This is a genomic window from Pseudoalteromonas sp. 2CM28B, from assembly GCF_023161935.1.
On record NZ_JALNTH010000021.1, the window covers coordinates 1 to 21,262 of the forward strand.

The window sequence follows — 21,262 nt, forward strand, 5'->3', positions numbered from 1 at the left end:
ACGTTATAACTCACAACTCTTGTAAAACCTTGAGTTTTCATTAAACGTGAATCAGGATCAGTAGTGGATATTTGCTTGTCAGGATGAGCTTCAACTTGTTCTTTAATCTCGTGTAGTTTTTTTAACTGGCTGCGAAAGTCAGCTAGCCTATCTTTTGTGGCTTTAATTTTTGTGACGTTAGCTTGCTCTTTATCGGCTTCATCAAGTAATTCAAGGTAACGTTCAATGTTCTTTTCGACTCGGTCGATGTGGAATTTAACTTTGCTTGGCGTAAAATTATTGCCTTTGTTGTTGCTAGCTTTAAACTTACTACCATCGATGGCAACAACTGGTTTCTCAAACATATTCAGACGACGGCAGACTTCAACAAACGTTTTGCACACATTTTTTATACCATCTCCGTTGTCTTTTCTAAAATCAGCAATCGTTTTAAAGTCGGGTGCCAACTTACCAAGTAGCCACATCAGTTCAATATTGCGTTGGCATTCGGTTTCTAATCGGCGGGATGATTGAATACGGTTGAGGTAACCATAAAGATACAGTTTTAATAATGTGGCTGGATGATACTTAGGGCGGCCTGTGGACTTTAAAGTTAATCCTTTAAACCCCAATTCAGCTAGATTTAGTTCCTCAATGAAAACATCAATCACTCTGACCGTATTATCTTCACTGACGTAATCTTCCAACGATTCTGGAAATAACGTTGATTGGTCACGACTTTCACCGCTTATAAACTTTGACATACTGCCTCAACCCTCAACTGAATCAATAGTCTAATTATATAAATATCAGTATATTAAGTGAACTAAATGTATAGATTAATAGATCATAAGCAGAACATACTTAGACCAAAAGGTGATCAGAGTTTTCACACAGTCTGTGCCATTTGCGGATGAAAGGTGAATTTGAAAGGCTGTTGGGTGGCGCCTTCGGCTTAACCAACCTACCTTTTGACTTGGGTCGGATAAGTGGCGAAGCTAAGCCACAACATCCGACAAAAATGTATTACTATGTACGTTGTACGAGTTTTGCTTCCAGATTAGCGGTATACTCATTTACATTTGCAAGCTCATGCTCTAACTGGGTCTTTTAGAAGTAATTGATTCATTGTTTGAGATATGATTAGTTCCGTCATTACAACCATTTAGCTTCAATTATGTAACCTGAGCAGAAGTGCCATAAGAACTAATTAATGCAGTTAAAGCGCTAATTTCAGTCTGTTGCTCTTGTTCTATTGCTGATTTATTTAATTCAATTTTAAGTTTTTCAATTTCTTCCTTTTGGATGCTTACCGAATAAATAAGCCAGATGACGGCAAACAGTGCAATCACAACACCAGCAGTACCGCTCAAATAACTGTCAAATGCTCCCCAGTCATTGGAATTTTTGGATAATAAACCATTAAAAACGCTCACATATGAAAATATGGCGACGACTAACGTTGTTACTACCACTAATAAAGACAAAAGAGGTTTCCAAAATTTTTTAATCCACATATAAGATTCCAATTATTATATAACAGCTTTGTCTGAGGACACTTTTCCTATTTTAGCGTGAAAACATCCTTATTTTATGAACTTATTTAAATATGTGAAAAAGGGAAGAATATCCTTTTATTATTACTAAGACAATTACGACTCGCCTGAATGACTGGTTCACAGCTCAACGAAGCTCTCCATTAAATTTTTCATATAAAAAAGCGAGCTATCAACTAGCCCGCTTTATAAAATACTTTGCCGAACCCCGAACCCCGAACCCCGAACCCCGAACCCCGAACCCCGAACCCCGAACCCCGAACCCCGAACCCCGAACCCCGAAGCTATAACTCAGCCATCACTGGTAATTGTAGCAATCAGCTCACTCAATACTTCTTCAGCTTTGCTGGTTTCTACTTGGCAAGTGCCAGCATTTAAATGGCCGCCGCCGCCATATTTAAGGCATAACTCGCCCACATTGGTGTTTGAGCTACGGTTGGTGATTGATTTACCAATGGCGTACACCACGTTTTGCTTTTTAAGCCCCCACATTTTATGAATTGAGATATTACACTCGGGGAACATGGCGTAAATAACGAAGCGGTTAGTAGCGTAAATGGTTTCTTCTTCGGTTAAATTGAGTACCACTAAGTTGTCGTGTACTGATGAGCAGCGGTCTATTTGCTCTTTAGCTTGTGCGTTGTGCTCGTGGTATAACGCAACACGCTCGGCAACATCTTCCATTGCTAGTATTTGTTCTATGCTGTGATCTTTACAGGCGTCAATTAACTTCATCATTAACTGGTAATTAGAAATTTTGAATTCACGAAAACGGCCAAGTCCTGTGCGCGCATCCATAATAAAGTTCATCAGTACCCAGTCTGTTGGGTTTAAAATTTCGTCTTTTGAAAACTGTGCAGAATCCCCTTTATCGACCGCTTCCATCATGTCAGTTGAAATATTAGGGAATTTCTCTGCACCGCCATAATAGTCGTATACAACGCGTGCCGCAGAGGGCGCATCTGGGTCAATAATGTGATTTTTTATATCGCTTGCGTTACGAACGGTTTCACTCAAGTGATGATCAAATGCAATATGACAACCGGCAACATAGGGGAGGTTAGTGGTAATATCGTTGCTGGTAATGGCTATTTTACCGTCTTGCATGTCTTTTGGATGCACAAATAAAATATCGTCGATTAAATCTAAATCTTTAAGTAATACGGCACACACTAGGCCGTCAAAATCGCTTCGAGTGACAAGTCTATATTTATTATTGCTCATTTTCGGTCCATTTTTGTTTGTTTATTAATCTGAGTGTAGCAGTTTAAACGCCATTTTATATACCCGTTTTTAACATAAAAAAAGCCAAAACAATGGTTTTGGCTTTGAGTAGCAAGTGTGTATTAGTGATGTGTTATGCGCCTGGGCCACACTCCATACAATGGTTAAGAATGTCTGGGCCAAATTTTAATTTAGCGTTTAAATCACGCAGTGCCGTGCGCAGGCCTTCTTCAATAACAGGGTGATAAAAAGGCATATCTAGCATTTGTGGTACAGTCATTTTGTTTTGTACAGCCCATGCAAGTAAGTGAGCAATGTGCTCTGCTTGTGGGCCTATAAATTCAGCACCTAAAAATAAACCGGTACCGTGCTCGGCATATACGCGCATGTGCCCTTTGTTCTTTAGCATAACGCGGCTGCGACCTTGGTTTTCAAAGCTAACTTCGCCTATTTCAAAGCAATCACAGCTTCCTAATCGTTGGCTAATTTCTTTAAAGCTTTCACCAACCATGGCTATTTGTGGGTCGCTAAACACAGCGGCAATTTTAGCTCTACGTAAACCAGCACGCACTTGAGGGTAGCGGCCTGCGTTTTGCCCTGCGATAGTGCCTTGATCGGATGCTTCGTGAAGCAGTGGGATCATGTTACTGGCATCGCCGGCAATAAATATGTGAGAGTCGCCACATTGCATAGTGTGGGCATCAGCGAGTGGTACGCCACGTTCATCAAGCTCTATGCCGGTGTTTTCTAACCCTAGCTTATCGGTGTTTGGTACTCGCCCGGTTGCAGCCAGTACATAGTCAAACTGCTCAGTATGTTTAACACCTTGCTTGTCGGTGTAGGTGAGCTGGGCTTTATCACCTACTTTTTTCATGTCTGATACGTTTGAGTCGGTATCAACATAAAATTCTTCTGCAAATACGGTGTTAGCGTAATCTTTAACCACGGGGTCGGTTAATGGGCCTATAGCACCACCTACGCCAAATAGTTTTACCTTTACTCCTAATCTGTGCAACGCTTGGCCAATTTCAAGGCCTATAACGCCAGGGCCAAATACGGCTACTGATTCTGGTAAATCATCCCAGTCGAATACATCGTCATTTATAATCAGTTGGTCGCCAAAGTTATTAAATACGCCAGGGTAAGATGGGCGTGAACCCGTTGCAATTACAAAGCGTTTGGCAGTAATAATGGTGTGGTCGTCTATTTGCACGCGGTTGGCGTCTAAAAACTGTGCATAGCCACGAATTTTATCTTCGCTAGGTATTTCATCTACGGCTTCTACTACGAATCCTGCAAAGCGATCGCGCTCACTTTTTACTCGTGCCATAACGGCTTTACCGTCAATTACCGGTTTTGAGCTGTGAACTCCAAAGGCAGGCGCCATTTCTATTGAGTGCGCGGCTTCTGCTGCTGCAATCAATAATTTACTTGGCATGCAACCAACACGTGCGCAGGTTGTACCGTATGGGCCAGATTCAATCATAAGTACGTTTTGAGTAAATTGTTTAGCATTACGGTAGGCACTTAAACCAGCGGTACCTGCACCTATAACAACAACGTCGGTTTGCAATTCTTTCATAGTGTTTTTCCTTTAATAAACAGGGGCGTTGCAGCCCCTGTTTTATTTACTTAATTAAGCAAAGTATTTTTCTAGGTCGTCTGAGCCACCAATGTGCTTACCGCCAATAAATACTTGTGGTACGGTTTCACGGCCCGATACCGCTTTAAGGCTGGTAAGTGATGCGCCAGCGCCCATTACAATTTCTTCAAAAGCAAAGCCTTTAGCTGTAAGTAGCTCTTTTGCTTTTTTACAGAAAGGACAGCCAGGCTTAGTAAATAGAGTAACTGCTTCTGGTTTTACTTGAGTTGGGTTGATGTAATCAAGCATAGTGTCAGCGTCAGATACTTCAAACGGGTCGCCTGGTAAATCTGGCTCAATAAACATCTTCTCTATTACGCCATCTTTAACCAGCATAGAGTATCTCCAGCTGCGCTTACCAAAACCTAAATCGTTTTTATCAACTAGCATACCCATGCCGTCAGTAAATTCGCCGTTACCGTCTGGTAATAAAGTAATGTTTTGCGCTTCTTGATGTTCAGCCCATGCGTTCATTACAAAGGTATCGTTTACTGATACACAAACAATGTCATCAACGCCATTTTGTTTAAATACACCGGCTAACTCGTTGTAGCGCGGTAGGTGAGTTGATGAACACGTTGGTGTAAATGCACCAGGTAGTGAAAACACAACAACCGTTTTACCTTTAAAAATGTCGTCTGTAGTCACTGATTTCCATTCGTCGTTTTGACGCGTTGCGAATGTTACGTTTGGGATTGTTTGACCTTCAATATTGTTTAACATGTTTTTTAGTTCCTCTTGATTTGTTGATAGCCATTATGGCGAACAATTAAATATAGTTCCAATCGTTTGTTTGTATTAAACTGATAGGTATAAGCTATCAGGTTGAGTGTAAATATGAACTTAAAAGATTTAGAGTATATCAAAGCGGTTGCCCACTATAAGCATTTTCGTAAAGCGGCCGATGCCTGCTTTGTAAGCCAGCCTACCTTAAGTGGGCAAATTAAAAAGCTGGAACAAGAATTAGGCGTTATTATTTTTGACCGCTCTACCAAGCACGTTACCTTAACTGCCAAAGGTGAACGTTTATTGACACAAATAGCTGTCGTTTTAGAGCAAATACAAATATTAAAAGAGCTGGCAGCAACATCTAATGAACCACTGCAGGGTAAGCTAACCATTGGTATTATTCCAACGATTGCGCCGTATTTATTACCTACGCTACTAACATCAATGAAAGCAGCGTTTATAAATAGCCAGTTTTCGTTTATTGAAATGCAAACAACCACTATTTTAGCTGCGTTAGAAAGTGGTGAAGTCGACTTTGCAATTTTAGCGGATGTACCTGAACTTAAAAGTTACCATACCATTGATTTATATAAAGAAGACTTTTTAGTTGCCGTATCAAGCGATAACGCATTGTGTAAGCATAAAAAAGTGGCACTGCAAGACCTGCAAGGTTGCAACCTATTAATGTTAAGTGATGGCCATTGCTTTAAAGATCAAGCCCAGCAGTTTTGTTTTTCGGCAGGGGTAGATGTTTCCAGCCAGTATCAAGGAAATAGCCTTGAGACTTTATTGGCGCTGGTGGCGATGGATGATGGTGTTACGTTTGTGCCAAAACTTGCAGCAATACCACGAGTGGGTATTCATTATTTGCCTATTTTTCCTAATCAACAACGTAATATTGTATTTGCATGTAGAAAGCATTACCCGCACTTATCTGGGGTTGAGCAATTGGCTCAGTGGTTAAGCGCCCACTCTAATTTAAAGGCTAAACTAAGCGAGGCGCTTTAGCATTTTACATGCGGCTATTGCTCGGCAATCTCTACAATGTCATTAATTTGTACGCCCGGCAAAGGCTGATCATTAATACTGACGGCAATAGCGCTGTGCTGATAAAGCTGCTCAATTCGTATACGGTTAAGTGTAGTGATGGTATGCGGCATAGTGTTGCCTTGTGCGTCGGTTAAATAATTATGATGGGCAATACTCAGTAGTTGGCCTTTTTCTAAGCCATGAGCCTTACCTAAATTAATCACTAATTTATTGTTTTCCATATGCATTATTTTACCTTGAGTAGGTAGACAGGCCATGGCTGCTTGTAGGTCGTAACTTAAGGTTTGGTTTATATCACTAATGCTTTGGCCAAAAGGTGATTGCCAAAACCGATTACTATTTACATCAATAATGGCTGTTTTTTCAAATGGCCAAATTGCTTGGCTTTGATAGCTATTTTGCCATAACGGCTCGTAAGTGGTGCCATTAAATAAGCTAAACTCTATTTGGTAGTGGCGCTGATAGCTTTCATCTTGCCAAAACGCATAGTCGCTATTGATTTTATCGCTGGTAGATAAACTGGTTATTTGACTTAACAGCACATATTGCGCATTGCTGCGTGATGAAATTTCTTCTAACTGACTGTTTGAATAGTCATGCTGTTGATTAAAGTAGGTATCAACCTTTATAGCTTTGTTGAAATAGGCAACGGGTATTGCACTCATTTTTGATTTTTGCAACGAGGTATAAATGTTTTTACTGACTGCTTTGTTAATGTCAAATATTTGACCCATTCTCGCTTGTTCACGATTTGTTAATTGACTTTGCGTCACAGCTATAAATTTATTGAAGTTGCTTTGCGGGCATTGCTCGGTTTGTGCAAAAATATCTAGGCGTAAGGTAATCGCAAATTCATCATTGCTGCGGTTTTCGCTAACGAGCTCTATTTTTTGAATTTCGCCTTGGCTACTTATTTTTAGCTGATCTTGGGTTAAAACACCATCAACAAGTGTTTGCACCGAGCTCACCCGTGCACCAGAGAATACAAGGGCTTGGGTAATCGCATCTTTTATTGCAGCGGCCTTTGCACCTGGAATGTCGCTATTTTGAATAACGGCATGGCCTGTAGACTCATACCACTGAGCGTGGGTAAAAGGTGAAAACGTTAATACAGCAGTGGTGCTTAATCCTGCCAATACTGCTTTTAAAAACGACTTCATACTCTTACTCCAATTAAACGTTAGCGTTAATGAATCTCAGCAAGTAATGTACCACTATTATTTGTTGTTACAGAATATAGGTATCACTGGCATTAAACGTGCATAACTGAGTTTAATTAGTTTTTAAAGGCCCTGTATGATGCGAGTAATGCCATTAATGATCACATTAGGCTGCTTAACGTTAAGCGGTTGTAGCAATATATTTGATAAGCACGTTGAATATAAATATGTTGAGCCAAATAATTACCCTGTATTAAAAGCAATAGGGTACGCGCCCATTAGTTTGCAGTCGGGAAGTAATGACACTCAAAAACAGCTTATGGCAATTAAAGCCTCCAAGCTAGAAGCATACCGCGAACTAACGGAACAAGTGTACGGGCAAAAAATTACCGCAGGCACAACCGTCGCAGGCTCTGTTGCCCAAGATGATTATTTACAAAGCAAGGTACAAGGTATTATTAAAGGCGCACAAATTATAAAAACATATGCCGTAAATGATATGTATATAACTGAGCTTGAACTTAATATGAAACGCGTTCACGACTTGTACATAGGTGAGATAAAGCCACGTGAAGTGAAAAAAGTGACTTATTACTGAGCGACAAATTATTACCCATAAAAAAACGCTTAAACGAATTATCGTTTAGGCGTTTTTTTATGGGTATTCTTTTTTAGGCTTTTAGGTTCCGCACAATGCTGTTATCGGTATTTACTACGCTACCAGCTTGATCGTAGGTCATAGACGAAGGTGCACCAATTAAAATACCTTTCAGTTGCTTAACACTTAACTGTGCCTGGTGCGCTGCGTGAGCGTTAACTTCATTTTGTTTTTGACACTGCTCAAGCTTTTCTCGAGTTAGCTTTATTAAGTCAGCGTTTTCATCTGTTTGCTGATCATTACTGGCAATTAGTTTGCTGAGTTCTTTATCAAGGGTGCTTATACTGGTTAAAAAAGACATTTTTTGTTGGGCAATTTCTTTTAAGCCTTCGCCTCTACGTGAGGCAATAGCATTAAGCTCTTGAGTAAGAAGCTCACTCAAGGTTGTTAAACAATTTATTTGTTCGTTTAGTTTAATCGTAATTAAACTATTGTGATCAGCCATAAACATTAAACTCGAAGTCTGCTAAATTTTTGGCAAGTTTCTCACTGTCTATTTGATACTTGCCTTCAGTAATCGCTTTTTTAAGCTCAGCAACTTTGTTACTGTCAAAATCAGAAGACTGCTGCGCTTTCTCTTGTAACGATTTTAATTGCTTAGCTTGCGGTGTTAAGCTCACAGAATCGCTTGCAGCTTTAGGTGAAGGCGTTTGTGCAGCCTGTGTATTTGCATTATCTCTTTTTAAATCAACTTTTTGCTGTTGAGTGTTTGTTAAAACACTCGGTTGTTGATTTGATTTATTTACTTGACCGACCATAATAAAAGCCCATTTATTACCCAACTGATGCCTTTATATCGGCATTTATTAAAGATACTTTAGCATAAATTTATATTAAATATTTACCTGAACTGACTCTACACCATCTACACGCGCATTTAAAACTTTACCTGTCTTTTTGTTTTCTACTCGTACTTGCTCACCCAAGGTGCCATCCTCTAATGCAACACCCGTGGTTTTTACTCTTAACCCTTTAATGTTGGCAAAAATGTTGACAGAGTCGCCTTTGCAAACCATACAAATTTGATTAAGTAGTACTGGCATACCTTCACGAATATTACGTTTGCTGCGGCTACCAATAAGTAGTGCAGGGTCATCAAGATACTGAACACGTATAAAGTGCACAGGGCGCATATCAATACTTAAATGGGATGGAGTAATCACTTCACCTCGTGCTAAATTAGTAGTTGCAACTACAACCGGTGCTGATTCAGTGATTCTAACGTGCACGTATTGTGCCCAGTTCTCATTATCGTTGCATTTTATCTGAATGGTGACCTGACGATTAAATGGGGGCTCACTTGGGGTTGCTAGCGCTAGTTCTGAGTTACAATGGCGATCAGGTATGCGGCTATCTAACGGTAATGCACTGAACTGTATTTTGTTATCATTTGTAGCTACTGCTTTTTGAGCAACATAAGAAACAGCCATTTCTTGTAGCGATTCTTTACTAAATACTTGAGCCTTTAGTGGCAAAGTGAAGCAGAGGCTAGCAAGAAAATAAAAAACACTGTATCTTCTGGTTTTTTTTAATAAACTCATAATGTTTCGACTATGCTTATGGTTGCAAACAGGGTATAAATATTTTGCGTCAGAATTTAGACGCCCCCGTTGTGTTATGACGCTTTATTAATTGAAAGCAATTATCGTTCCTTATATTTGTTTTCTTAGGAGATTTAAATGGCCAGCATTTTAGACTCAGTAAACCAACGTACACAGTTGGTTGGGCAAAACCGCTTGGAGTTATTGTTATTTAAGCTTAATGGGCGTCAGCGCTTTGGCATTAATGTGTTCAAAGTAAGAGAAGTTCTTCAATGCCCTCCATTAACCAGCATGCCAAAATCTAATGCTTATATTCGTGGTGTAGCACACATTCGAGGCCAAACTATTTCAGTGATTGATTTATCGATGGCTGTAGGCGGGCGGCCCATTAAAAACATTGAAGACAGTTTTATTATTATTGCAGAATATAACCGCACAGTGCAGGGTTTTTTAGTTGGTGGTGTTGAGCGAATTGTTAATATGAACTGGGAAAAAATAATGCCACCGCCATCAGGAGCAGGGCGTTATTCTTATTTAACAGCCGTCACTGAAATTGAAAATGAGTTGGTAGAAATACTCGACGTAGAAAAAATCTTAAACGAAATTTGCCCAGTTAATACTACGGTAAGTGATGATGTTGCCTCGCAAGGCACTATACAAAAAGATTTAGGCGAGAGAATAGTATTTATTGCTGATGATTCGGCTGTTGCGCGAAATCAAGTAAAACGAGCATTGGAACCATTAGGTGTAACAACTGAGTTGGCTAAAAATGGTAAAGAAGCTTTAATAAGATTAAAAGAAATTGCAGAGCTCGATTGCGTAAATGATATTACAGAGCGAGTAGGGCTACTGATTTCTGATGTAGAAATGCCAGAAATGGATGGTTATACGCTGACTGCAGAAATCAAAGCTAATCCTAAGCTCGCGCCACTACATGTGATTTTACACACATCATTGAGTGGTGTTTTTAATCAAGCGATGATTGAAAAAGTAGGAGCAGATGATTTTATTGCAAAATTTAACCCAGACGAGCTTGCAACAGCCGTTAATAAATGGGTTCATCGTGATTAATAAACATAGGTGTTATTGATTTGACTAATAAAGATTTACAGCAAAATGAATACGATCAATTTCGCTTATTTTTAGAACAACAGTGCGGTATTGTTTTAGGTGAAAATAAGCAGTATTTAGTAAAGAGTCGTTTGGCACCATTAATGTCTCGATTTAATGTTGATTCGTTATCTGAACTGGTAAGTAAAACGCTAGGTGTACATGAGCGCCAGCTGCGCGCAGCCGTTGTTGATGCCATGACAACCAATGAGACATTGTGGTTTAGAGATCAGTATCCGTTTGAGTTACTTAAAACCAGATTATTCCCTGAGTTTAAAACGTTAAATAGGCCATTAAAAATATGGTCTGCGGCGAGCTCATCAGGACAAGAACCCTACTCAATAGCGATGTCGGTTGCTGAGTTTCAATCCAGCAGCCCTGGTGTTTTAAAAATGGGTGCACAAATAATTGGTACAGATATATCAAATACCATGCTTGATATATGTAAACATGCTGAATATGACGCATTGGCATTGTCTCGCGGACTCTCTGCACAGCGCCGTAAAAAGTTTTTTAAAGACAGCGGCAATGGCATGGCACAAGTGGTTGATTCATTGAAAAAGCAAGTGAGCTTTAGGCATTTAAATTTGCTCGATTCGTACGCCTTAATGGGTAAGTTCGATATTATATTTTGCCGTAATGTTTTAATTTACTTTTCACCTGAGGTGAAAGCCAAAATAATTGCAAAATTCTCTCAAGCACTTAACCCTAAGGGGTACTTATTTTTAGGTGCGTCGGAGTCTATGTCTGGTTTAAGTACTGACTTTGATATGGTGCGTTGTAACCCTGGTATCATTTACCAAAAGAAATGACCTTCATAAATATATTATCCCTCCTCTAAACGACGCCCATTGCGTCGTTTTTTGTTTTTATTATCACTATTTTCACTGCTGGCTCATTTATTGCTTTATCGGTACTGAGTCAATTTTTTGGAGGTAGTTATGGCTATCAGTTTTGATAAAGCATTAGGCGTGCATCCGCATGCGATGTTGATCCGTTCGCAAAGAGCAGAAATGCTCGCTACTAATATCGCAAATGCTGATACGCCCGGCTATAAAGCAAAAGATATCGACTTTGCCTCAGCATTAAAAACGGCAAAGTCCAACCAACTAAGCGGCAATACCATGGTAAGAACCAATGAAAAACACATTGCCGGTGGTACTCGTAGTGTAGGTGGTAATGAACTATTTCGTACGCCAAATCAAACAGATACAGGTGATGGTAACTCTGTTGATATACAAGTGGAACGGAACTTGTATACACAGAATGCTATGGAGTATCAGGCCAGTGTCCAGTTTCTTAATGGTAAATTTAAAGGCCTGAAAAAAGCCCTCGGTAGTCAAGGAGCCTAATTATGAGTTTATATAATGTGTTTGATATTGCTGGTTCAGGTATGAGCGCGCAAAACGTGCGATTAAATACCACGGCAAGTAATATCTCTAACGCCAATACAATTAGCTCTTCGCAAAATGAGACGTACCGAGCGCGACAACCTGTATTTGCTGCGGAGCTTACAAAAGCGTCAGCGTCAGCAAGCAACCCACAGGGCTCTGCCGTTGGTGTAAAAGTGTTAGGAGTGGTTGAAAGTAATAAACCACTACAAATCGAATATAACCCAAATCACCCGAGTGCGGATGAAAATGGATATATTTACAAACCCAACGTGAATGTTGTTGAGGAGATGGCAAATATGATTTCTGCTTCTCGCTCTTATCAGACAAATGTTCAAGTTGCTGATGCAGCTAAGCAAATGTTAAGTAAAACACTGCTGTTAGGTCAGCGGTAACTGAGGGTAGCTCATGAGTAACGATATTAGTACTTCTTCATCCTATATGGACTCTTTACGTTGGCAAGATAAGCAAGTGCCAAAAAAAGAAGAGAGTGATGCGTTAACCCAAGAAGATTTCTTTTCGTTGTTAACACAGCAGTTGTCATATCAAGATCCCAGCAAACCAGCTGATAACGATCAGATGATTGCACAAATGACAAACTTTACTATGGCTGAAGGGATCTCAAATTTAAACTCTAACTTTGAGTCTTTAGCTGCGTCGATGACATCAAATTCAGCATTGCAAGCATCAACATTGGTTGGTAAGCAAGCGCTGCTGGAGTCTGACACACTTGAGCTTAATGAGTCGGGTGAGGTAAAGGGAGCGATTGTTGCTGAAAAGCCGGTAGACAATTTAACGCTTCGTATTGAAGATGCATCCGGGCAATTAGTTAAAACTATTGATTTAGGCACGCAGCCTGCAGGTGCGGTTCGCTTTGCATGGGATGGTAAAAACGAAGCGGGTGAACGACTTCCTCCTGGTGAATACGAGGTTAAAGCTGAAGGCAGTACGGATGGCGAATTTTCTAGCTTACCAATTGCCTCATTCAAAAATATTGAGAGTGTTAATATTAATGGCTCAAGCGGCATTATTATTAACACAAAAGAAGGTGCGGTTAGGCTGACTGATGTCGCAGAAATCGCGTAATAGATTTTATGTATTTTTTTAGCCAATAGGCTAAATATTTTCTAGGTTAGAGGTTAATTATGAGCTTCAATATTGCATTAACAGGCCTTGCTGCCGCACAAAAAGATTTAGATGTTACCGCCAATAATATTGCCAACGTAAATACCACGGGCTTTAAAGAGTCTCGCGCTGAATTTGCTGATGTATACGCATCATCAGTATTTAGCGCCGGTAAAACAAAAAATGGTGATGGTGTACAAACCACTATGGTTGCCCAGCAGTTTCATCAGGGCTCGCTGCAGTTTACTAATAATTCACTGGATTTAGCGATCACAGGTGAGGGGTATTTTGCTACCAGTCAAGACTTAGGCGCACAAGATTTTACCTACACGCGTGCGGGTGCATTTAAGCTTAACAAAGATAACTTTGTTGTAGATGCTAAAGGTAATTTTTTACAAAGCTTCCCAGTTGATGAAGTTAGTGGTGATACGACCTCTGTAAGTCTTAGTACTTCATCTGCTTTACAAATACCAGATTCTTCGGGCTCTCCGCGCTCTACTTCAAACGTTTATACATCATTTAACGTCGATTCTCGAGAAGATGTAATAGCTGTCCCTTTTGATGCAACAGACAGTACTACTTATAACTCTTCGACATCGACCACAATGTATGACTCACTTGGTGAGCCACATGTTCTACAATTCTTTTTTGTAAAAACAGCGCCTAATGAATGGCAAGTACATGGTACGCTTGATAAAACTCCCTTTGATGCAACTGGTGCCGCGACAGCAACACCAAGCGCGCTAAGTACCTTTGGGTTTGATGCTAGCGGTTTGCCTGCAACGACTAATGGTGCTCCAAATGTTGGTCCAACCTTTACTGATGTTAATTTAACCGGAGCTAATTTATCGGGTATTTTATCTAATGGCGCCCAATTTGATGATATTGCGATTAATTGGCGCGATGAGGCCGGTACTGCAAATAAAACGCCTACTCAATATGCGAGTCGCTTTGAGGTGAAAGCACTAGAGCAAGATGGTGCGACAGTAGGTCGCTTAGCGGGTATTGATATTGGTACAGATGGAAAAGTTGTTGCATCTTACAGTAATGGCGATTCAACTTACTTAGGTCAAGTTGCCATGGTGCGCTTTTCAAACTCACAAGGTTTGCAGCAAGTAGGTGATACTTCATGGAAAAAAAGTTTAACCTCGGGCGAGCCAATAGCGGGTGAGCCAGGTTCAGGCACACTAGGCAACATTAACTCGTCAGCTCTTGAGCAGTCTAACGTAAACTTAACCAATGAGCTGGTTGATTTGATTAGTGCGCAGCGTAACTTCCAAGCAAACTCTCGTGCGCTTGAGGTTAACTCAACTATTCAACAAAACATCCTTCAGATCAGATAATCATGTTTTGATTTACTAAGGCTGCTTAGTGCAGCCTTTTTTTATTCCTCTTCTAAAATCTTATTCACACTTAAATTTAATTTGGCACTTATATTGCATTTACTCATACATAGATTTCTTAATGAGTCGATGTTATGGATAAAATGGTCTACATAGCGGCATCTGGCGCTAAACAAAGCATGCAAGGGCTTGCTCTTAAAGCCAATAATTTGGCAAATGCGAATACCACTGGGTTTAAATCTGATTTTGCGCAAGCACGATCAATGCAGGCTTTCGGTGAAGGTTTGCCGACTCGTGTTTTTGCTATGCAGGAGCGCCCAGGATCAAACATGACATCGGGCGGTGTTGTCGAAACAGGCCGTAGCCTTGATATTGCTATGAGTGATAACGCATGGCTGAGTGTTCAGGATGCCTCTGGTAATGAAGCCTACACAAAAGTGGGTTCGTTAAATATAACGGCTGAAGGTATGTTAACTACCAGCGACGGTCGTCAAGTTATTGGCGAAGGTGGGCCCGTCATATTACCGGTACCGATTGAAAAAATTGAATTTAGCAAAGATGGCACTATTCAAGTTCGCCCTCAAGGTGCACCGGCTAACTTTTTAGAAGAAGTTGATCGGCTAAAAGTGGTTGATGCAAACAACGCCACGCTCGAAAAGGGTAACGATGGCTTATTTAGAGCTAAACCAGGCCAAATAGTTGAAACATCAGCCAATGTACAAGTATTAGGTGGCACATTAGAAAAATCGAATGTAAATCCTGTGCATGAAATGGTCGATATGATCAGTCATCAACGCCAATTTGAATTACAAGTAAAACTGATGAAAACAGCTGAAGAGATTGACGAACGTCAAGAACAGCTGATGCGCATCGTTTAACTTTAACGTGAGGATATTATTATGAATCCAGCATTATGGATAAGTAAAACAGGGCTTGACGCTCAACAAACTGATATATCGGTTATATCAAATAACTTAGCGAACGCCAGTACAGTGGGTTACAAAAAAAGCCGCGCTATTTTTGAAGACTTGCTTTACCAAAATATTAATCAACCAGGCGGTCGTTCATCACAAGATACCGAAATGCCGTCAGGTTTAATGCTTGGTGCGGGTACTAAGGTGGTGGCTAACCAAAAAAACTTTTCGCAAGGTAATATGCTCACCACTGAAAATTCATTAGATTGGATGATTTCAGGTCCTGGCTTTTTTGAAGTATTGCAACCGGATGGCAATATTGCTTATTCGCGTAACGGCCAGTTTACCACCGACGGTGATGGGCGTGTTGTAACCTCGGGTGCTGGTTATGTTGTTCAGCCTGAAATGAATGTACCTGACGATGCACAGTCGATCACCGTATCTCAAGACGGTGAAGTGTCAGTTCGCGTTAAAGGTCAGGCCGAAAACGTGGTTATTGGTCAGATCACGATTAGTGATTTTATTAATCCGTCGGGCCTTGAGCCTATAGGGCAAAACCTTTATACCGAAACTGCGGTAAGTGGTGCGCCTGTTCAAGGTAATCCGGGGGTTGAGGGCCTAGGTACAATTATTCAAGGTTCACTTGAAACATCAAATGTAAATGTGACCGAAGAGTTGGTTAATTTGATTGAAACTCAGCGAGTTTACGAAATGAACTCAAAGGTAATTTCAGCGGTTGATGAAATGATGAGCTACATCAATCAACAATTATAGTTTTGGGGGATTGTATGCGTAATATTATGTTATTTGCAGTAGGGACTTTACTGTTAAGCGGTTGTGTATCTACACAAAATAATGAAGTAGTGCAGGACGATCCCTACTATGCACCTATGTATCCTGAGCCTAATATGGAGCCAGTGGTAGCAACTGGCTCTTTATTCAGTACTCAGTTATCGAATGACTTATATGCCGATAAAAAAGCACTTAGAACAGGCGATATCATTACTGTTAAATTGCAAGAGTCAACCCAAGCCACAAAAGCGGCTAAAACAGAAACAGATAAACAAACAGATGCTAGCCTCGATCCTGTTATTGGTTTAGGTGGTTTACCGGTTAATATTGGTGGCGATAGTATTCAATTTGGGGTTGGTAGTGATGCGTCGTTTAAAGGTGACTCAAAATCAAATCAATCAAACAGCCTAGTTGGCGATATTTCGGTTAACGTGATGCGAGTATTACCAAATGGTAATTTAGTGATTCGTGGTGAAAAATGGCTAACGCTAAATACCGGTGAAGAATTTATTCGCTTAGAGGGGTTAGTGCGTCCACAAGATGTTAATGCTGATAATACCGTTGAGTCTAATCGTATTGCGAATGCGCGTATTCAGTATTCAGGTAAGGGTCAAACTCAAGAGGCACAAAGCCCGGGTTGGTTAACGCGTTTCTTTAGTAGCTCATTGTTTCCCTTTTAGAGGACATTCAACATGAATGGTTTTAAAGTTTTTTGTTTTATGGTGCTACTAGGCTGGCAATTTACTGCCAGTGCTGAGCGAATTAAAGATGTGTCTATGGTCGAAGGGGTGCGCTCAAACCAATTAGTGGGCTATGGATTGGTTGTTGGTTTACCAGGTACCGGAGAGCAAAGCCGTTTTACCGAGCAAAGTTTTAAAGGCATGCTTAATAGTTTTGGTATTACATTACCTGCGAGTTTAAAGCCAAAAATTAAAAATGTTGCAGCAGTCGCGGTTCATGCTGAACTCCCCCCATTTAGAAAGCCAGGGCAAACTATAGATATTACTGTGTCATCAATTGGTAGTGCGGGAAGCTTACGTGGCGGTACGTTATTACAAACATTTTTAAAAGGGGTTGATGGTAATGTATACGCTATTGCACAAGGGAGCTTAATTGTAGGTGGCTTAGGTGCTGAAGGCCTAGATGGTAGCCGAGTCGTGATTAATACGCCAACCGTAGGGCGTGTGCCAAACGGTGCCACGGTTGAACGTGCCGTTAAAAGCCCATTTATGCAAAACGATTATATTACCTTTAATTTAAACCGTCCTGACTTTACAACCGCAAAACGTTTAGAGAAAACCATTAATGATTTAATCGGCCCAAATAGCGCACAAGCACTCGATGCCGCCTCTATTCGGGTTGTTGCGCCACGAGATGCCTCGCAGCGCGTATCTTATTTATCAACTCTTGAAAACTTAGAATTTAAGCCTGCGGATACTTCGGCAAAAATAATTGTTAATTCGCGTACCGGCACCATCGTTATAGGCAAAAATGTAAAATTACAACCTGCGGCAATTACCCATGGTGGTTTAACAGTCACGATTGCTGAGCAACAAAATGTGGCGCAGCCAAACCCGTTAGCAGAAGGCGAAACCGTGGTTACACAGCAAAGTATTATTGATGTTAATCAAGATGATTCACGCGCTTTTGTATTTGATCCTGGTGTGAGTCTTGATGATTTAGTTCGCGCAATTAATGAAGTTGGCGCTGCTCCTGGTGATTTAATGGCGATTCTTGAAGCACTTAAAGAAGCCGGCGCCATAAATGGTCAGCTTGTTGTAATTTAGTTTTATAAGACCCTATTTAGGGTCTTTAACAGTTAACCTAAAAAAAGACGCGGCATAAAGCCGCTGCTACCTCAGCAATATAAACCTACACAATAAGTAGCAGCGAGTTTACCTCGCGTCTCTCACTTAGTTTAATTTCTGCCTAGAACTTAGAACTTAGAACTTAGAACCTAGAACCTAGAACCTTTCACTTCACTTGGCTCAATTATTGCATTTAACTAAGAATTATTAATTATTGTGTCAAAAAGCTGATGGAAACAAATCATCTAGATAAGCAAAACTTTTTTGATTTAGGCAACTTAGACTCTTTGCGTCGAGATGCTTTAAACAGCGGTGATGCATCAACCGATGCATCTAAAGCGGCGTTAAAAAAAGCAGCGGCACAATTTGAAGCTATTTTCACCCAAATGCTGCTTAAAAGTATGCGTAAAGCTAATGAGGCTTTTGAAGATAAAGAAAGCCCGTTTAATGCTAGCGGCGTGAAATTTTTTGAAGAAATGCACGACCAACAAATGGCCACAGAGCTTTCATCAAATGGCTCTTTGGGACTTGCAGATTTAATTGTGCAGCAACTATCGCCAGATGGAAAAAACTTTATGCCAGGCTCTGTTCTTCGTACAACGTCTGATTTCTTTAGTGACCAACGTGCGGGTAGCACCTTACCTCATCAAGAAAACCAAAAGGTCATTGAAAAAGCACCGCTCGTTGATTCAACTGAAAAAAGCGAACAAAACACAGCGCCTAAGACATTTGAAAATGCTGAGGAATTTGTAAGCACCGTGTGGGAACACGCAAAAAAAGCGGCTAAAAAAATTGGTTTAAATCCGGCGGTTATGGTTGCGCAAGCAGCATTAGAAACTGGTTGGGGTAAACATATTATTAGTAAAGGTGATGGTCATAGCTCAAACAACTTATTCAATATTAAGTCAGATAAAAGTTGGCAGGGTGAAAAGGCCAGTAAGGTCACTTTAGAGTTTGAGCAAGGTGCTGCAGTTAAAAAGCAAGCAAGCTTTAGAGCGTATGATTCGATAAAAGATAGCGTGAATGATTTTGTAGATTTTTTAACACAAAACCCGCGCTATCAAGATGCATTAAACAATACGGCAAAGCCGCATAAGTTCTTAGACTCTTTACAGCAAGCCGGTTATGCAACCGACCCTAATTATGCTGACAAAATAAAAAGGGTGTTAAACAGTAACGAATTGAAGAATATCGCCACAAGCGTGATCCGCCAAGGAGTAGAGTAACATGTCGTTTAATTTATTAAATATTGCAAATTCAGGAATAAGAGCAAACTCTGAGTTATTGCAAACGACAAGTAAAAACATCTCAAATGTTAATACCGAAGGGTATGTACGTGAGCGCACCGAATTTACCACCATGATTGATAATCAGGTGGGCCGTGGTCAAACGTACCGGTTATTGAATGAGTTTGCGCAAAAGCAATTAAATCGAGATACTTCAAATAAAAGTTTTTTTGATCAATTCGTTAGTGAAGCGAGTCGGGTTGATCAAATTTTTTCAGAAAAATCAAATAGCCTATCAACTAGTATCAACTCAATGTTTAATAACGTGCAAGAAGCGCTTAATCAACCTTCCTCAACAGTTGCTCGTTCATTAGTGATGAGTGATGCACAAAATTTAGTTGATCAAATGGACCGACTTGCAGGTATTGTTTCTGAGCAAAAAGCGGTTGTTAATGAGCAATTAGAAATCTTTTCTGAAGAGGCTAATACGCTTATTGAAAGTATTAGTTCGCTGAATCAAGAAATTGCGGGTGTTCATGGTACCAGGAATGAAGCCGATGCGAGCTCAGCTTACAATGAGCGTGATAAAGCAATTCGCGATTTATCTGAGCTGATTGATATAGAAACACTCGATGGCCCCAATGGTGAAAAACAAGTGTTTATGGGCAGCGGTGAAGCCGTTGTAATGCAAAACGGCTCGTTTAACTTGTTTTCGATGCGCGGCGACCCGGATCCAAACTTTAAAGAACTGCGCTTAGATGTAAATGGCGGCAAAGCTGTGCCGCTTGAAGTTGATGCCAGTAAATTAAAAGGCAAAATAGGTGGTTTACTTGCCTTCAGAGACGATATTTTAGTACCTGCGCAAAATCAAATAGGCCAAATGGGTTTAGCGTTAGCTGATGCATTTAATCAGCAAAATCACTTGGGAATGGATGCTAACGGTAAATTGGGTGGCGATATATTCAATATACCTACGGCAAAAGGCTTTGCCTATCAAGCTAATACCGGTGGTGCAGGGGTTAGTGCAACAGTAGAGCCTGGCAAAGGCAGTAATTTACCTGCCAGTGATTTTATTGTGACTTATACCGCAAACCCAAACGAAGTGAGTATTCAGCCAGTAGATAATAAAGGTGAGCCATTAGGCGCTGCTACAACAGCAACATTTGTCGGCGGCGAAATTAACTCGGCAAATAACCCTGGTGTTGATTTATTTGGCTTGCAGTTAACTATGGCTGGTGTAGGAAATGAAGGCGATAAATTTCAAATTAAGCTCAATTCAGAAGCAGCAGCTAATATTACCCTCGCCACTGGTCGCGGTGAAGACCTAGCGTTAGCATCGCCAATACGCACCGCCGATGACATAAATAACACCGGTAGCGGCGCTATTTCTGCTGGCAGTGTGAGTAGTGTTACCGCTGGTGGCTTTACAACTACCACTCCTCCTGCACTCGCTAATGGAAATATAACCATTGTTAAAGCCGCGGGTACAAATGATTACTTAATTAGCGATGGAAACGGCGCCAATGTGCCAATTACTATTGCACCACCAGGTAAAAATGTTTTGGCAGGCCTTGGTGCTCCTTATGACGGTTATGGTTTTGACTTTGATATTGAAGGCTCGCCAGCCACAGGCGATAGCTTTACGTTAGAGTTTAACAAAGGCGGCTTTGACGATAACCGCAATGGCTTAAAATTAGCCGAGTTACAAAACGGTGACTTAGTGCGCCAAAATGTTGTTTCAAGCTCAGATGCCGATAACCATAAAACGTTTAACCAAGCGTATGCCGGATTAGTAACCGACATTGGCGTGGTAACAGGCCAAGCTAAAACAAACGGCGCAGCATTCGACGCACTCGCACAGCAGTCAGAAGCATGGTACGAGTCGTTATCTGGGGTAAACCTTGACGAAGAAGCAGCTAATTTGCTGCGCTTTCAACAATCTTACGCAGCTTCAGCTCAGGTGCTTTCTGCTGCACGTTCTATTTTTGACACCTTATTGAGTGCGGCGAGGTAA

General features: G+C 40.7%; 23 protein-coding genes. 14 read left to right on the top strand and 9 right to left on the bottom strand.

Going from position 1 to position 21,262, the window contains the following annotated elements; genetic code table 11:
* The 5 genes from MTN96_RS22465 to MTN96_RS22485 form a co-directional block, all read right to left on the bottom strand.
* A partial coding sequence (locus tag MTN96_RS22465; RefSeq protein WP_248532802.1) for a transposase occupies window positions 1-743 on the bottom strand: 743 nt, incomplete at its 3' end.
* Between the two features lie 411 nt (window positions 744-1,154).
* Window positions 1,155-1,496: a hypothetical protein gene (locus tag MTN96_RS22470; RefSeq protein ID WP_069438732.1), complete on the bottom strand. Its 342-nt coding sequence runs from the start codon at window positions 1,494-1,496 to the stop codon at window positions 1,155-1,157.
* A 330-nt stretch (window positions 1,497-1,826) separates the two neighbouring features.
* Complete coding sequence (locus MTN96_RS22475; protein ID WP_069438731.1) at window positions 1,827-2,759, bottom strand: exopolyphosphatase; 933 nt, start codon at window positions 2,757-2,759, stop codon at window positions 1,827-1,829.
* A gap of 133 nt (window positions 2,760-2,892) precedes the next feature.
* The gene (locus MTN96_RS22480; protein ID WP_248532803.1) at window positions 2,893-4,341 is read right to left on the bottom strand and encodes a dihydrolipoyl dehydrogenase; all 1,449 of its coding nucleotides are present in this window, start codon (window positions 4,339-4,341) and stop codon (window positions 2,893-2,895) included.
* A gap of 54 nt (window positions 4,342-4,395) precedes the next feature.
* Window positions 4,396-5,124 carry a glutathione peroxidase gene (locus MTN96_RS22485; RefSeq protein WP_069438729.1) on the bottom strand — a complete coding sequence of 243 codons (729 nt, stop codon included), beginning with the start codon at window positions 5,122-5,124 and terminating at the stop codon, window positions 4,396-4,398.
* A gap of 114 nt (window positions 5,125-5,238) precedes the next feature.
* Here MTN96_RS22485 and MTN96_RS22490 point away from each other — a divergent pair, with 114 nt between their 5' ends.
* Window positions 5,239-6,138 (top strand): LysR substrate-binding domain-containing protein, encoded by a 900-nt coding sequence (locus tag MTN96_RS22490; RefSeq protein WP_248532804.1) that lies wholly within the window; start codon window positions 5,239-5,241, stop codon window positions 6,136-6,138.
* A gap of 14 nt (window positions 6,139-6,152) precedes the next feature.
* Here the strand turns inward: MTN96_RS22490 and MTN96_RS22495 are convergent, their stop codons facing one another.
* Window positions 6,153-7,340 carry a flagellar assembly protein T N-terminal domain-containing protein gene (locus MTN96_RS22495; RefSeq protein WP_248532805.1) on the bottom strand — a complete coding sequence of 396 codons (1,188 nt, stop codon included), beginning with the start codon at window positions 7,338-7,340 and terminating at the stop codon, window positions 6,153-6,155.
* A gap of 139 nt (window positions 7,341-7,479) precedes the next feature.
* Between MTN96_RS22495 and MTN96_RS22500 the strand changes: the two genes are divergently transcribed.
* Window positions 7,480-7,938: an LPP20 family lipoprotein gene (locus MTN96_RS22500; protein WP_010387855.1), complete on the top strand. Its 459-nt coding sequence runs from the start codon at window positions 7,480-7,482 to the stop codon at window positions 7,936-7,938.
* A gap of 73 nt (window positions 7,939-8,011) precedes the next feature.
* On the opposite strand, the gene flgN is transcribed toward MTN96_RS22500, so the two are convergent.
* The 3 genes from flgN to flgA form a co-directional block, all read right to left on the bottom strand.
* Window positions 8,012-8,443: a flagellar export chaperone FlgN gene (gene flgN / locus MTN96_RS22505; RefSeq protein WP_036983406.1), complete on the bottom strand. Its 432-nt coding sequence runs from the start codon at window positions 8,441-8,443 to the stop codon at window positions 8,012-8,014.
* Window positions 8,436-8,756, bottom strand: a complete 321-nt coding sequence (flgM, locus tag MTN96_RS22510) for a flagellar biosynthesis anti-sigma factor FlgM (protein WP_036983407.1) — start codon at window positions 8,754-8,756, stop codon at window positions 8,436-8,438. Before flgM ends, flgN begins: the two co-directional genes overlap by 8 nt.
* A 75-nt stretch (window positions 8,757-8,831) precedes the next feature.
* Window positions 8,832-9,539 (bottom strand): flagellar basal body P-ring formation chaperone FlgA, encoded by a 708-nt coding sequence (gene flgA, locus MTN96_RS22515; RefSeq protein WP_036981695.1) that lies wholly within the window; start codon window positions 9,537-9,539, stop codon window positions 8,832-8,834.
* Window positions 9,540-9,677: 138 nt separating this feature from the next.
* Here flgA and MTN96_RS22520 point away from each other — a divergent pair, with 138 nt between their 5' ends.
* The 12 genes from MTN96_RS22520 (at window position 9,678) to flgK (ending at window position 21,262) form a co-directional block, all read left to right on the top strand.
* A complete protein-coding gene (locus MTN96_RS22520) occupies window positions 9,678-10,610 on the top strand; it encodes a chemotaxis protein (protein ID WP_033104116.1) in 933 nt (310 codons plus the stop codon).
* A gap of 20 nt (window positions 10,611-10,630) precedes the next feature.
* Window positions 10,631-11,461 (top strand): protein-glutamate O-methyltransferase CheR, encoded by an 831-nt coding sequence (locus MTN96_RS22525; RefSeq protein WP_138626804.1) that lies wholly within the window; start codon window positions 10,631-10,633, stop codon window positions 11,459-11,461.
* 129 nt (window positions 11,462-11,590) lie between these two features.
* Window positions 11,591-12,001, top strand: coding sequence for a flagellar basal body rod protein FlgB (gene flgB, locus MTN96_RS22530; RefSeq protein WP_010387869.1), 411 nt, complete (start codon window positions 11,591-11,593; stop codon window positions 11,999-12,001).
* A gap of 2 nt (window positions 12,002-12,003) precedes the next feature.
* A complete protein-coding gene (gene flgC / locus MTN96_RS22535; RefSeq protein WP_013465593.1) occupies window positions 12,004-12,435 on the top strand; it encodes a flagellar basal body rod protein FlgC in 432 nt (143 codons plus the stop codon).
* Window positions 12,436-12,448: 13 nt separating this feature from the next.
* Window positions 12,449-13,126, top strand: a complete 678-nt coding sequence (locus MTN96_RS22540) for a flagellar hook assembly protein FlgD (protein WP_036981702.1) — start codon at window positions 12,449-12,451, stop codon at window positions 13,124-13,126.
* Window positions 13,127-13,185: 59 nt separating this feature from the next.
* Window positions 13,186-14,508, top strand: a complete 1,323-nt coding sequence (gene flgE / locus MTN96_RS22545) for a flagellar hook protein FlgE (RefSeq protein ID WP_036981703.1) — start codon at window positions 13,186-13,188, stop codon at window positions 14,506-14,508.
* Between the two features lie 134 nt (window positions 14,509-14,642).
* Window positions 14,643-15,386, top strand: coding sequence for a flagellar basal body rod protein FlgF (locus tag MTN96_RS22550; RefSeq protein ID WP_013465590.1), 744 nt, complete (start codon window positions 14,643-14,645; stop codon window positions 15,384-15,386).
* A gap of 21 nt (window positions 15,387-15,407) precedes the next feature.
* A complete protein-coding gene (gene flgG, locus MTN96_RS22555; protein WP_010387879.1) occupies window positions 15,408-16,196 on the top strand; it encodes a flagellar basal-body rod protein FlgG in 789 nt (262 codons plus the stop codon).
* Window positions 16,197-16,210: 14 nt separating this feature from the next.
* A complete protein-coding gene (gene flgH / locus MTN96_RS22560; RefSeq protein ID WP_013465588.1) occupies window positions 16,211-16,894 on the top strand; it encodes a flagellar basal body L-ring protein FlgH in 684 nt (227 codons plus the stop codon).
* 12 nt (window positions 16,895-16,906) lie between these two features.
* Window positions 16,907-18,001 carry a flagellar basal body P-ring protein FlgI gene (locus MTN96_RS22565; RefSeq protein ID WP_028833974.1) on the top strand — a complete coding sequence of 365 codons (1,095 nt, stop codon included), beginning with the start codon at window positions 16,907-16,909 and terminating at the stop codon, window positions 17,999-18,001.
* Between the two features lie 251 nt (window positions 18,002-18,252).
* The gene (gene flgJ, locus MTN96_RS22570) at window positions 18,253-19,248 is read left to right on the top strand and encodes a flagellar assembly peptidoglycan hydrolase FlgJ (protein ID WP_248532806.1); all 996 of its coding nucleotides are present in this window, start codon (window positions 18,253-18,255) and stop codon (window positions 19,246-19,248) included.
* Window position 19,249: 1 nt separating this feature from the next.
* A complete protein-coding gene (gene flgK / locus MTN96_RS22575) occupies window positions 19,250-21,262 on the top strand; it encodes a flagellar hook-associated protein FlgK (RefSeq protein ID WP_248532807.1) in 2,013 nt (670 codons plus the stop codon).